The sequence below is a fragment of the Mesorhizobium sp. M7A.F.Ca.CA.001.04.2.1 genome (assembly GCF_003998485.1).
Classification (GTDB): domain Bacteria; phylum Pseudomonadota; class Alphaproteobacteria; order Rhizobiales; family Rhizobiaceae; genus Mesorhizobium; species Mesorhizobium ciceri.
Window position 1 is genome coordinate 38,871 of record NZ_RZQT01000010.1, and the last position, 12,831, is coordinate 51,701.

Below are 12,831 nucleotides of genomic sequence, written 5' to 3' on the forward strand. Positions count from 1 at the left end.
CGTGGAATCGAAATGGGAAGAGAAAAACGGCGATTCAAGACAATGTCCGCCAAATCCGGACAAGCATCTGAAATGTTTATCGCTTTTTGATCATATCGAGGAAAAGCACGACCAGCCCGGCAATCAGGCCCCAGAATGCGGCGCCAACGCCGAACAGCGTCAGACCCGACGCGGTGACGACAAAGGTGACGGTGGCGGCCATGCGATCCGCCTCTTCCTTCAGCGCGATAGAAAGCGCGTTGGCGAGCGACGCCATCAGCGCCAGGCCCGCCACCAGTACGATCAGGCTCTGTGGCAGCACCGCGAAGATCGCCACCAGCGAAGCGCCGAAAATCGCAAAGATGAGATAGGCGAGCGCATAGAACGGCCCGGTCTTCCAGCGCTCGGCGGGGTCGGGGTGGACGTCCGGCCCGGTGCAGATCGCCGCCGAGATCGCCGCCAGATTGGTGGTCGAGCCGCCGAACGGCGCCGACAGCAGCGAAAACAGGCCGGTGACGCCGATCAGCGGGCCGGGCTCCGGATGGTAGCCGGCGGCGCGCAGCACGGCGAGGCCGGACAGGTTCTGCGAAGCCATGGTGACGAGATAGAGCGGCAGTGCCAGCCCGATCACCGCCTTGGCGGTGAAATCAGGCGCAATCAGCGTCAGCGTCGACAGTTCGGGTGTCGGCAGGCCGCCGACACGGCCGGTGAGGAAAGCGGCAAGGCCACCGCCGATCAGCACCGCCAGCACCGACAGCGCCGGGTTGAACAGCCGGATGACGAAGAAGGCTGCAATCAGCGGCAGGATCAGCCACGGGTCGATGGGAATGGTCTTCACCGCATTGAGCGCGAAGGTGACGACGATACCGGCCAGCATGCCCGAGGCGACGGAAGGCGGTATTCTCGAGATCAGCTTCGTCAGGGGCCGAAACAGCCCGGTGGCGATCAGAAGGACGCCGGTGACGATGAAGGCAGCGACGGCCTCACCCATCGAAAAGCCGCTCGATGCCGCGATCAGCGCCAGGCCCGGCGTCGACCAGGCGGTGATGACTGGCATTTTCGTGCGCCATGACAGCCACAGGCTCTCGATCGCCATGGCCAGGCAGATCGTCGTCACCCAGCTTGCCGTCTCGATCTGCGTCGCGCCGACTGCGTTGGCGGCTGCGATGACGATGGCCAGCGTGCCGCCGAAGCCGACGATCGCCGCGACGAAGGCGGATATCGGAATGGAAAGGCGCATCAGTGTCCCCTCTGCGCCATCGCATCGACGGCCCGCACCAGCATGTCGAGATCCTGCGGTCGCGACAGGCGATGGTCGCCGTCAGGGATCAGCGACAGGGTCACGTCGTCGGCGGGCAGCAGGCTGACCAGCTTCAGTGCATGGCTTGCCGGCACATCCGCATCGGCCAGGCCCTGCAGGATATGCACCGGGCAATGGGTGTCGATCGGGCCTGCCATTGTCAGGTTGTCGCGCCCGTCCTCGATCAGGGCGCGGGTGTAGATGTAGGGTTCCGTGGAATAGTCCGACGGCTCTTCGAAGAAACCTTTTTTGGCGAGATCGCGCTTCTGCGCCTTGGTCAGCACCGGCTCGATCAGTTCAGCGGTAAAATCCGGTGCCGGCGCCAGCAGCACCAGGCCGGCGACGTTGCTGTCATCAGCCTTGCGCAATTCCTGCACCATGCGCAGCGCGATCCAGGCGCCCATCGAGGAGCCGACCAGGATCTGTTTGCCCTTGGTGAAATGCCGGAACACGGCAAGGCTTTGTGCAAGCCATGTCGAAATCGTGCCGTCGGCAAAGGCGCCGCCGGATTCGCCATGGCCGGAATAATCGTGGCGCAGAAAGGCGCGGCCTTCTTTTGCCGCCCAGTCCGACAGCGTCTGCGCCTTCGCGCCCAGCATGTCCGACTTGTAGCCGCCGAGCCAGACGATGCCGGGCGCAGAGCCAGCAGTATGGCGCACCGCGATGCGCGATCCGTCGACATCCATAAAGACGGGGGGCGTTGCGGTCATGGCTTTTTCCTCAGGCCCTCTTCTGGCGCGGGATTCTTGTGGCACGGTCGGTGGCGTGGCGAAAAGTGCTCACTATGTTCTTTGTTTGGTGCAGGGCAGCGATCAGGGTGATTTTCTGTCAATGCTGTGCTATTGACTCCGCCCGCGCGCTCACCACATTGGCGCGTCCATGCATCAACACTGACAAATCCTGAACGAAACGGCCAAGGAGACCACGACCATTCGCAGACCTTTCAAAGCAGCGGCGCCGACCAAGGATGGCCCGCGCTCCAACCGTGACATCCGGGTTCCCCGGGTCCAGCTTATCGACGCCGAAGGCCAGAACCGCGGCGATGTTTCCATCAACGACGCATTGCTGCTGGCCGAAGAGGCCGGGCTCGATCTCGTCGAGATATCGCCCAACGCGGTGCCCCCCGTCGTCAAGATCCTTGATCTCGGCAAGTTGAAATACGCCAACCAGAAGAAGGCGGCCGAGGCGCGCAAGAACCAGAAGGTCATCGAGATCAAGGAGATCAAGATGCGCCCGAACATCGACAGCCATGACTACGAGACCAAGATGAAGGCGGTTCGCCGCTTCTTCGAGGAAGGCGACAAGGTCAAGCTGACGCTGCGCTTCCGTGGCCGCGAGATGGCGCATATGGAACTCGGCATGCAGCTTCTGAACAAGGTCCGCGAGGAAGTGGCGACGATTGCCAAGGTCGAAGCGGAACCGAAGCTCGAAGGCCGCCAGATGATGATGGTGCTGTCGCCGCGCTAAGATCTGCATCGGCGCGTATCTAGGATCACGATGACGTCAGGCTTGGCCATCGCGCTTAAATCCGCCTGAATCACATCGCAAGGCGTCCCGGCGATCGGCGGGACGCCTTCTTCTTGTTCAGACGCTGCGATCGCCGGCAAAATTCCTGACGATCGGATTCACTATGGTCGATGAAGTCAAGGTTTCGGACGTGGACTTCAAACACGGGCTGGGCAATTACCAGCATATGCGCCGGATAGTGCTTGCCGTTCTCGTGGTCGTGCTGTTTGCAGCATTGCTATTTGGCCAATCGACGTTTCCGCCCGACACAGCCGTGCACGAGACGATCGAAATGTTCGGCGTGCTGCTGATTTTCCTCGGCATCGTGGGCCGCCTTTGGGCGACACTCTACATAGGCGGGCGCAAATCGTCCGAGGTGGTGACTGGCGGGCCTTACTCGATCACCCGCAACCCGCTCTATGTGTTCTCGACCGTAGCCGCAGCCGGTGTCGGCGCGCAGATCGGTTCGTTCTCCGGTATCATCCTCTTCGGGCTTTTGTGCGCGGGGGCGTTCCATATCGTCATCCTGCGCGAGGAGAAGTTCCTCAAGGAAGCGCTCGGCGCGCCGTATCAGGCCTATCTGGCGCGGGTGCCGCGCTTCTTCCCAAAACTGTCGCTCTACCAGGAGGGCGATACCGGAAACTTCAAGCCGCGCCTGCTGTTGACCACGCTGCTCGACGGCCTGGTGTTTCTGATCGCGCTGCCGGCCTTCGAATTGATCGACGGCGCCCAGCTGTCAGGCATGTTGCCGGTCTGGTTCACGCTGCCCTGACGAGGACACAGCGCCGCATCTCCACAGGTGTTGCGCGCGGGCCGTCTTTGACGTATAGCACCGCCGTTCAAGAAAACCGCCCGGCAGGGCATGCCGTGGCGGTTTCATTTGCTTTTCGGGCTTTGGTCGGCCTGAAGCGAACAAGAAGCGCGATAGTGCGCCAACAATACGGAGTAGCAAAATGCCCAAGATGAAGACCAAATCGGCCGCCAAGAAGCGGTTCAAGATCACAGGTACGGGTAAAGTCCTGTCGGCTGCGGCCGGCAAGCGTCACGGCATGATCAAGCGTTCCAACAAGTTCATTCGAAATGCCCGCGGCACGATGGTTCTGGCTGAACCGGATGGCAAGAAGGTCATCAAGAATTTTCTGCCGAACGGCCTCTAAGGCATTCGGTCCGGACACGCATTTGTTTTACGCAATTCCGAACGGAAAACCGCAAGGCACTTTTCCTGGAATTGCTTTTAAGGAGATCATGACATGGCACGCGTAAAAAGAGGCGTCACTTCGCACGCCAAGCACAAGAAGGTCCTGAAAGCCGCGAAAGGCTTCTACGGCCGCCGCAAGAACACCATCCGCATCGCCAAGCAGGCGGTGGAAAAGTCGCTGCAATACGCTTACCGCGACCGCAAGAACCGCAAGCGCTCCTTCCGCGCGCTGTGGATCCAGCGTATCAACGCCGCGACCCACGAGCATGGCCTGACCTATGGCCGCTTCATCGACGGCCTCAACAAGTCGGGCATCGAGATCGATCGCAAGATCCTGTCGGACATGGCCATCCACGAGCCGCAGGCTTTCGCGGCCCTGGTCGCCAAGGCCAAGGTGGCGCTCGAATATCTGAAGAACACCACGCCGAACGCTTTTGAAAGCGCTGTCGCCTAAGACCAGCGCTTCCCAAGCATTCGCAATTCTGATTTGGGGAACCCGCGCTGGCACGGCTGGCGCGGGTTTTTCTTTTGCCTGATCCTTGGAGTGATTTCACTTTAGAAGTGACTTTCACTTTGAGGCCGACCTCCCAACGCAGCGAGTTTGACCGTGAACGACGCAACCACTGGCCTGGATACGCTTGAAAACTCACTTCTGGCCGAGATCGCCTCGGCCGCCGATGAGCCGGCCATCGAGGCCGTGCGCATCGCTGCTTTCGGTAAGAAGGGCAGCGTGTCCGAGATGCTGAAGACACTTGGCGCCATGACCGCCGAGGAGCGCCAGATCAAAGGCCCAGCCATCAACGGCCTCAAGAACCGCGTCACCGACGCGCTGACTGCCCGCAAGGCTGAGCTCAAGGATGTGGCGATCACCGCCCGCCTCGCCGCCGAAAAGGTCGACGTGACGCTGCCGGTGCGGCAGTCGCCGGCCGAGCGCGGCCGTATCCATCCGATCAGCCAGGTCATCGACGAGATTGCCGCGATCTTCGGCGACCTCGGGTTTTCCATCGCGGAAGGTCCCGACATCGAGACCGACTATTACAATTTCACCGCGCTGAATTTCCCCGAAGGCCATCCGGCGCGCGAGATGCACGACACCTTCTTCTTCCAACCGGACGAGAAGGGCGAGCGCAAGCTTTTGCGCACGCACACTTCGCCGGTGCAGATCCGCACCATGGAAACGAAGAAGCCGCCGATCCGCATCGTCATTCCTGGCAAGACGTACCGGCAGGATTCGGACGCCACCCACTCGCCGATGTTCCATCAGGTCGAGGGGCTGGTGATCGACAAGACGGCCAACGTTGCCAACATGAAATGGGTGCTGGAGGAGTTCTGCAAGGCCTTCTTCGAGGTGCCGCAGGTCAAGATGCGCTTCCGGCCGTCCTTCTTCCCGTTCACCGAGCCAAGCCTCGAGGTTGACATCCAGTGCGATCGCTCGCGGCCCGGCGAAGTGCGCTTCGGCGAAGGCTCCGATTGGATGGAGATCCTCGGCTGTGGCATGGTGCATCCCAACGTGCTGCGCCATGGCGGTCTCGATCCGGACGAATATCAGGGTTTTGCCTGGGGCATGGGCATCGACCGCATCGCCATGCTGAAATACGGCATGCCGGACCTGCGCGCCTTCTTCGATGCAGACGTGCGCTGGCTGTCGCATTACGGCTTCCGGCCGCTCGACATGCCGACTTTGTTCGGAGGCCTGAGCGCATGACAGCCCCCTATGCCGGCGGCTGCCGCTGCGGCGCCGTGCGGTTCGAGGCCTCTGCCGAACCGCATCACGTCAGCTACTGCCATTGCGGCGATTGCCGGCGGGCCAGCGGCGCGCCGGTGTCGGCCTTTGTCGGCTTCCTGGTCGATCAGGTCGCGTTCACCGGCAAGGCGCTGAAGATGTATGAGAACGGCCCGGTGACGCGCTCTTTCTGCGGCACCTGCGGCTCACCCATCGCCTATGTCGACGAGCGGCTGGAAGAAGACATCTACTTCATGCTCGGCGCCATGGACATGCCGGCCGATTTCCAGCCGACGCTGCATGCCTATATCGGCGAGCAGCTTGCCTTCCTGCATATGTCCGACGACCTGCCGAGACATCTGAAATCAAGCGTCAAAAGACCAGACGGAACAGTCCCATGAAATTCACCCTCTCCTGGCTCAAGGACCACCTCGAGACCGACGCCACGCTCGACGAGATCGTCGAGCGGCTGACTTCGATCGGTCTCGAAGTCGAGCATGTCGACGACAAGTCGAGCCTGAAACCATTCGTCATCGCCAGGGTGCTGACGGCCGTTCAGCATCCCGATGCCGACCGGCTGCGCGTGCTGACCGTCGACACCGGCGACGGCAAGCCTCCGGTGCAGGTCGTTTGCGGCGCGCCAAACGCTCGCGCGGGCCTGATCGGCGCCTTTGCCGCGCCCGGCACCTATGTGCCCGGCATCGACGTAACGCTGACGGTCGGCAAGATCAGGGGCGTCGAAAGCCACGGCATGATGTGTTCCGAGCGCGAGCTGGAGCTGTCCGACGAACACAATGGCATCATCGACCTGCCTGAGGATGCGCCGGTCGGCACCAGCTTCGCCGCCTATGCGCACATCGACGATCCGGTCATCGAGATCAACTTGACGCCGAACCGGCCGGATGCCACCAGCGTCTACGGCATCGCCAGGGATCTGGCGGCGAGCGGGCTTGGCCGCCTCGTCGGCGGCGCCATCATGCCGCATGTCGGCAATGGCATGTGTCCGATCAAGGTGACGATCGAAGCGCCGGAGCTTTGCCCCGGCTTCGCGCTCAACTTGGTCAAGGGCGTCAAGAATGGAGCCTCGCCAAAATGGCTGCAGCAGCGGCTGATCGCCATTGGGCTGAGACCCATCAGCGCACTGGTCGACATCACCAACTACGTCACCTTCGACCGCGGCCGCCCGCTGCATGTGTTCGACGCCAGCAAGGTTGCCGGCAATCTCGTCGTGCGCCGCGCGCGCGATGGTGAAAAGGTGCAGGCGCTCGACGGCCGCGAATACACGCTGACGCCGGAAATGTGCGTCATCGCAGATGACAACGGCGTCGAGTCGATCGCCGGCGTCATGGGCGGCGAGCATTCGGGCTGCGACGAGAACACCTCAGATGTGCTGATCGAATCCGCCCTTTGGGATCCGATCACCACGGCGCGCACCGGCCGCACGCTCGGCATCATCACCGATGCGCGCTACCGCTTCGAGCGCGGCGTCGACCCCGAATTCATGGTTCCGGGCGTCGAACTGGCAACGAAACTGGTGCTCGATTTCTGCGGCGGCACGCCGACCGAAATGGAGGTCGTCGGTTATGCCGGTCACACGCCGAAGATCGTTTCCTTCCCGCTTTCGGAAGTGAAGCGGCTGACCGGCATCGAGGTTCCCAGCGCGAAAAGCCTCGACATCCTGTCGCGCCTCGGCTTCAAGCCGGAGGGCTCGGGCGATGTCGTCGATGTCGCCGTACCGTCCTGGCGCCCCGACGTCGATGGCAAGGCAGACCTGGTCGAGGAGGTCATGCGCATCCACGGTGTCGACAACATCGCGCCGCAGCCGCTCGGTGCGCATGACGCGGTCAATGCAAAGATCCTCACCACGCTGCAGGTCCGTACCCGCACGGCCAAGCGCGCGCTTGCCGTGCGCGGCATGATGGAAGCCGTTACCTGGTCGTTCATTCCGGCCAAGCACGCCGAGCTGTTCGGCGGCGGCCAGACCGCGCTGAAGCTCGCCAACCCGATCGCCGCCGACATGTCCGACATGCGGCCCTCACTGCTGCCGGGGCTGATCGCGGCTGCCCAGCGCAATGCCGACAAGGGTATTGGCGACGTGGCGCTGTTCGAAGTGTCGGGTACCTATGAGGGCGACGGCGCCGACCAGCAGCGGCGCGTCGCCGCCGGCGTGCGCCGCGGCACCGCCAAGCTCGACGGTTCCGGCCGCAACTGGGCCGGCAATTCCGGTCCAGTCGGCGTGTTCGACGCCAAGGCCGATGCGATCGCCGCACTTGAAGCCTGCGGTGCGCCTGTCGACCGGCTGCAGATCGAGGCCGGCGGCCCGGCCTGGTATCATCCCGGCCGTTCCGGCACGATCAAGCTCGGCCCGAAAACCGTACTCGGCACTTTCGGTGAATTCCATCCGAAGACGCTGGAGGGCCTCGATGTTTCCGGCCCGCTGTGCGGCTTTGAAGTCTTCGTCGATGGCGTGCCTGAACCGAAGGCCAAGCCGACGAAAACCAAGCCGAAACTGGAACTGTCGCCCTTCCAGGCGGTCAAGCGCGATTTCGCTTTCGTCGTCGACAAGTCGGTCGAGGCCGGCACGCTGGTGCGCGCAGCGCTCGCCGCCGACAAGAAGCTCATCACCGCCGTCTCGGTCTTCGATATTTTCGAAGGCGCTTCGCTGGGCGAGGGCAAAAAATCGATTGCCATCGAAGTGTCGATCCAGCCGGTCGAAAAGACGCTCACCGACGAGGATTTCGAGGCACTGGCCAAGCGCATCATCGAGAATGTCGGCAAGCAGACCGGGGGCGTTCTGCGGGGCTAAAAAACTTGCGAGCAGATGGCGAATCGCCCTCCAAAGGGCGATGGACCATCTGCGGTATTCCGGCCTTCCCCTTGAAGAACAGCGCGCGGCGTTTCTCGCCATCGTGTCTGCCGACCCGCTGTTACGCGACGCGGTGGCGCGGGCTTGCACGCTCGACCTGCCGGACTGGCTGGTGGTATCCGGCGCTCTCTACAACAGCATCTGGAACCACCTGACCGGCAAACCGTCGGGCTACGGCATCAAGGATGTTGATCTTTTCTACTTCGATGACAGTGACCTGTCCTATGAGGCCGAGGACGCGGTGATCCGCCGGGCGGAGAAGCATTTCGAGGGGCTGGCGTTGCCGGTCGAGGTGCGCAACCAGGCGCGGGTGCATCTGTGGTATCCGCAGAAGTTCGGACGGCCGTGCCCGCGCTATTCGAGCGCCAGCGAATCCGTCAGCCATTTTGCCTCGAAGACGCACGCCGTCGGGGTTCGATACGACGCTGACGGGCAGCTCGAGATCGTGGCACCGTTTGGTCTTGACGACATTTTCTCGTTTCGCATCACGCCGAACCGGGTGATGGACAATCAGCGCACGCATGAGGCGAAGGGTAAGCGTGCAAGGGAGAATTGGCCGGAGATTAGTGTCGAGCCTTGGTAAAAATGTCGGCAGGGCAGAGGGGGGGGCGCTTCACGTCAGCGTCCCCACCTTCTGCACCGCGCTGCGTACGAAAAAGGGGCGCGCGGCGCCCCTTCCGATTACTCACCAGTTTTCAACCATTGACCAGCGTCAGCTCCTTCTCCGCATAGCGCCTACCGACCACCTTGTCGGGCGACAGAGCGTCACCAATCGCCTGCACCTCGACCGCACTCAGCGCGATCCCGGCAGCCGCCGCATTCTGCTCCAGATGGCGTATCCTTCTCGCGCCGGGGATCGGCACGATGAAATCGCCCTGGTGCAGCACCCAGGCCAGCGCCAGTTGGGCCGAAGTTACCCCCTTTTCAGCTGCCAGCTTTTCCAGCGTCGCGATGACAGCGGCGTTGGCTTCCATCGCCTCGGCCTGGAAGCGCGGCAAGGTCCGGCGCCAGTCGTCGTCGCTCAGCGCCTCGGGCTTGGCGATCGTGCCGGTCAGCAGGCCACGGCCGAGCGGGCTGTAGGGAACAAAACCGATGCCGAGTTCGCGGCAGACGGCGAACACCTCGTCTTCCGGGTCGCGGCTCCAGAGCGAATATTCGCTCTGCACGGCAGCAATTGGATGCACGGCATGGGCCCGGCGGATGGTCGCCGCACTCGCCTCCGACAGGCCGAGCGCGCGCACCTTGCCCTCGCGCACCAGCTCGGCCATGGCACCGACCGTGTCCTCGATCGGCACGTTGGGGTCGACACGGTGCTGGTAGTAGAGGTCGATCACATCCGTGCCGAGCCGCTTCAGCGACGCCTCGGCGACCGCCTTGAGGTGCTCGGGGCGGCTGTCGACGCCGGCCATGCGGTCGAGGCCTGTACCTTCCTCCAAAATCCTGAAGCCGAATTTTGTCGCGATCGTCACCTTGTCACGCGCGGACTTCAGCGCTTTGCCGAGCAGGATCTCGTTCTCGAACGGGCCATAGACCTCCGCCGTGTCGAAGAAATTGACGCCGATATCGATGGCGCGGTGCAGCGTGGCGATTGCGTCGGCTTCCGCCTGGCCGCCATAGGCGAAGCTCATGCCCATGCAGCCGAGGCCGACGGGATAGACGTTCAATTCAGTTCCTAGCTTGCGGGTTTGCATAACGCGTCTCCTTGTTGCGATGCGGCAGAAATAGCGCCTTGCCTTGTGTTCGATAATCGGCTCTCATTTGCACGGGCTGTTCTAAAAGATAGATCAATGAATCGCGCGCATCTTTCCCAACTGGCCGTGCTGGCAACCGTTGCCCAATGCGGCAGCTTTCGCGGCGCGGCCAGGGAATTGGCCATCGCGCCTTCGGCGGTCAGCCATGCGGTGTCCAGCCTAGAGGCGCGGCTTGGCGTTCGGCTGCTGGCGCGCAGCACACGCAGCGTCGCGCCGACCGAAGAAGGTGCGCAGTTGCTGGAACGGCTGCGACCGGCGCTGTCGGAGATCGATCTGGCGCTGGAGACGGCAATCGAGACGCGCGACCGGCCGGCCGGCAATCTGCGCCTGACCGTGCCGCGCACCGCAGCCCATTTGGCGCTGACGCCACGGTTGGGCGCCTTTGCGTCGACCTATCCCGATATCGTGCTGGAGATCGTCATCGAGGACCGTTTCACCGACGTGGTGGAAGGGGGCTTCGATGCTGGCGTCAGGTTAGGCGAGAGCCTGCAGCGCGACATGATCGCGGTGCGCATCGGGCCGGACCTTCGCGGCGCGGTGGTCGGCGCCCCGGTCTATTTCGAGGTCAACCCCAAGCCGCGTCACCCGCGCGACCTGGCTGACCACCGCTGCATCCGCTTCCGCTTCTCCAGCGGCATCCTCTACCGCTGGGAGTTCGAGAAAGGCCGCGAGGCGATCGAGATGGCGGTGGAGGGACCGCTGATCCTCGACGAGGACCATTTGATCGCCCAGGCGGCCATCGACGGCGCTGGGCTCGCCTTCGTCTTTGAGGATTATGTCCGCGCGCCGCTCGCCGACGGCAGGCTGATCCGTGTGCTGGAGGACTGGTGCCCCTCCTTCGACGGCTTCTTCGTCTATTATCCGAGCCGCCGGCAAATGCGCCCGGCGCTCCGGGCGTTTGTCGATTTCTTCAAGGTGAGTGGATAGAGCGGGCTCGCCCCTCCCCTTGTGGCCCTCCGGAGGGAGAGGAAGGGCACCGGCTGTGATAAGCTCGCGCCTTCCTCTCCCCCTCCGGAGGGAGAGGAAGGGAGCCAGGCTCGGCGAACTCGCGCCTTTCGTCTCCCTCCGGAGGGCCCTGATGGGAGTCCGAAGGACGGGCGAGATCGGCGGCTCGCCCCGGTAGGTCGGCTGAGGGACGGGGTGGGTAGCGCCCTACGAGACCCCACCCCGCTTCGCAAAATCCGCTTCGCGGCATTTGCTGCGCGACCCTCCCCCACAAGGGGGAGGGTGAAGCGCGCTGGAAGAAAGCCGAACCAACATTCGTTCACTCCCCATGCAAACATCGATCACCAACAGCGCCACCCGCTATGGCTGGGGCGCGATCCTTCTCCACTGGCTGATTGCGCTCATTTTCATCGGCCAGTTCGGGCTCGGCTTCGTCATGGTGCGGTTGACCAGCCAGCGCACCGCCTTCGAGCTGATCCAACTGCACAAATCTTTCGGCTTCCTGCTGCTCGGGCTTGTGTTGCTGCGCATCGCTTGGCGTCTTGGCAATGCAACGCCGGCGCTGCCGCGCTCGGTCGGAACCCTGGAGCGTCGAGCAGCACCGTTGGCCCATCTTGCGCTCTACGCGTTTCAGCTTGCCTTGCCCTTGTCCGGCTGGGCGCTGGTGTCGGTCTCGATGCTGGAGATCCCCAGCCTGCCGTTCAACCTGTTCGTCATGCCGAACCTGCCGCTGGCCGAATCGGATGGTGCCGAGAGCTTCTGGGCGGCTGCACATTGGTATCTCGCCTATGCCGGCATGACGCTTGTGGCTCTCCACGTCGCGGCGGCGCTGCGGCATCATTTCCAGCTCAGGGATGGCGTGCTCACGCGCATGGTCACGCCTTCGTCAAATTCGGAATAGAGCGAGCGGTTCATTCGTTCATGGAGTGAGGGCGCAAGAAATGCGCTGCCTCCAACAAGGAACATCCCCATGTACACGCGCATCCTCGGATTTGCGGCGGTCGCCGCTTGCCTTGCCATGCCTGTTTCTGCGGCCGTCGCGCTGGGTGACGCCGCCGGCAGCTATTCGATCAGCCCGGCCAGCTCCAGCATCCGCTTCTCCATCGGCAAGGTCGGCGGCGGCGGCCTCAATGGCACCTTCGCCCGCTTCAAGGGCTCGATCCGCATCGACAACAGCGATGTCGGGCGCTCAGCTGTCAATTTCACCATTTTTCCCGAAAGCGTCGGCACCGGCCAGGGCCGTATCGATGCCTTCCTGCGCTCCGACGCGGTGTTTGATGCCGCCAACAGCCCGGAAATCCAGTTCCGCTCTACCAGCGTGACCCGAACCAGCGACACCACGGCTCTCGTCAGCGGCCGGCTGACGGCGCGCGGCAAGACGTTCCCGGAAAAATTCACGGCCGAGCTCGGCGGTCTCAAGGCCGGCATGATCAAATTCCATGTCACCGGCAAGGTGCTGAGGTCGCGCTACGGCATGGATGTAGGCACGCCGATCTATTCCAACATCGTCGACTTCGACATGACGCTGACCGGCAAAAGGGGCTGACCTCGTCATTGGCTTTT

The 12,831-nt window shown here is 63.0% G+C and carries 14 protein-coding genes; 11 read left to right on the forward strand and 3 right to left on the reverse strand.

The features are described 5' to 3' along the window. Nucleotides 1–76: 76 nt before the first annotated feature. Nucleotides 77–1,219: a benzoate/H(+) symporter BenE family transporter gene (locus EN955_RS05440; RefSeq protein WP_013528314.1), complete on the reverse strand. Its 1,143-nt coding sequence runs from the start codon at nucleotides 1,217–1,219 to the stop codon at nucleotides 77–79. Continuing rightward, nucleotides 1,219–1,989 carry an alpha/beta hydrolase gene (locus EN955_RS05445; RefSeq protein WP_024501980.1) on the reverse strand — a complete coding sequence of 257 codons (771 nt, stop codon included), beginning with the start codon at nucleotides 1,987–1,989 and terminating at the stop codon, nucleotides 1,219–1,221. The genes EN955_RS05440 and EN955_RS05445 overlap by 1 nt, the downstream gene beginning before the upstream one ends. Before the next feature lie 220 nt (nucleotides 1,990–2,209). On the opposite strand from EN955_RS05445, the gene infC reads away from it, so the two are divergent. The 8 genes from infC (at nucleotide 2,210) to EN955_RS05485 (ending at nucleotide 9,155) form a co-directional block, all read left to right on the forward strand. After that, complete coding sequence (infC, locus tag EN955_RS05450; RefSeq protein ID WP_013528312.1) at nucleotides 2,210–2,746, forward strand: translation initiation factor IF-3; 537 nt, start codon at nucleotides 2,210–2,212, stop codon at nucleotides 2,744–2,746. A gap of 163 nt (nucleotides 2,747–2,909) precedes the next feature. Then, a complete protein-coding gene (locus EN955_RS05455) occupies nucleotides 2,910–3,557 on the forward strand; it encodes an isoprenylcysteine carboxylmethyltransferase family protein (protein ID WP_013528311.1) in 648 nt (215 codons plus the stop codon). Between the two features lie 181 nt (nucleotides 3,558–3,738). Next, nucleotides 3,739–3,942 (forward strand): 50S ribosomal protein L35, encoded by a 204-nt coding sequence (gene rpmI, locus EN955_RS05460; protein ID WP_006201248.1) that lies wholly within the window; start codon nucleotides 3,739–3,741, stop codon nucleotides 3,940–3,942. A 93-nt stretch (nucleotides 3,943–4,035) separates the two neighbouring features. Further along, a complete protein-coding gene (rplT, locus tag EN955_RS05465) occupies nucleotides 4,036–4,437 on the forward strand; it encodes a 50S ribosomal protein L20 (protein WP_013528310.1) in 402 nt (133 codons plus the stop codon). A gap of 153 nt (nucleotides 4,438–4,590) precedes the next feature. Beyond that, nucleotides 4,591–5,688: a phenylalanine--tRNA ligase subunit alpha gene (pheS, locus tag EN955_RS05470; protein ID WP_013528309.1), complete on the forward strand. Its 1,098-nt coding sequence runs from the start codon at nucleotides 4,591–4,593 to the stop codon at nucleotides 5,686–5,688. After that, the gene (locus tag EN955_RS05475; protein ID WP_013528308.1) at nucleotides 5,685–6,107 is read left to right on the forward strand and encodes a GFA family protein; all 423 of its coding nucleotides are present in this window, start codon (nucleotides 5,685–5,687) and stop codon (nucleotides 6,105–6,107) included. The genes pheS and EN955_RS05475 overlap by 4 nt, the downstream gene beginning before the upstream one ends. Continuing rightward, the gene (pheT, locus tag EN955_RS05480; protein WP_024501979.1) at nucleotides 6,104–8,512 is read left to right on the forward strand and encodes a phenylalanine--tRNA ligase subunit beta; all 2,409 of its coding nucleotides are present in this window, start codon (nucleotides 6,104–6,106) and stop codon (nucleotides 8,510–8,512) included. Before EN955_RS05475 ends, pheT begins: the two co-directional genes overlap by 4 nt. Before the next feature lie 40 nt (nucleotides 8,513–8,552). After that, a complete protein-coding gene (locus EN955_RS05485) occupies nucleotides 8,553–9,155 on the forward strand; it encodes a nucleotidyltransferase family protein (RefSeq protein WP_024501978.1) in 603 nt (200 codons plus the stop codon). A 112-nt stretch (nucleotides 9,156–9,267) separates the two neighbouring features. Here the strand turns inward: EN955_RS05485 and EN955_RS05490 are convergent, their stop codons facing one another. Beyond that, nucleotides 9,268–10,263: an aldo/keto reductase gene (locus EN955_RS05490; RefSeq protein ID WP_024501977.1), complete on the reverse strand. Its 996-nt coding sequence runs from the start codon at nucleotides 10,261–10,263 to the stop codon at nucleotides 9,268–9,270. 96 nt (nucleotides 10,264–10,359) lie between these two features. Between EN955_RS05490 and EN955_RS05495 the strand changes: the two genes are divergently transcribed. The 3 genes from EN955_RS05495 (at nucleotide 10,360) to EN955_RS05505 (ending at nucleotide 12,814) form a co-directional block, all read left to right on the forward strand. Next, a complete protein-coding gene (locus tag EN955_RS05495) occupies nucleotides 10,360–11,250 on the forward strand; it encodes a LysR family transcriptional regulator (protein WP_024501976.1) in 891 nt (296 codons plus the stop codon). A 346-nt stretch (nucleotides 11,251–11,596) separates the two neighbouring features. Continuing rightward, complete coding sequence (locus tag EN955_RS05500; RefSeq protein ID WP_024501975.1) at nucleotides 11,597–12,169, forward strand: cytochrome b; 573 nt, start codon at nucleotides 11,597–11,599, stop codon at nucleotides 12,167–12,169. Between the two features lie 69 nt (nucleotides 12,170–12,238). Further along, nucleotides 12,239–12,814: a YceI family protein gene (locus EN955_RS05505; protein ID WP_013528302.1), complete on the forward strand. Its 576-nt coding sequence runs from the start codon at nucleotides 12,239–12,241 to the stop codon at nucleotides 12,812–12,814. Nucleotides 12,815–12,831 lie beyond the last annotated feature (17 nt).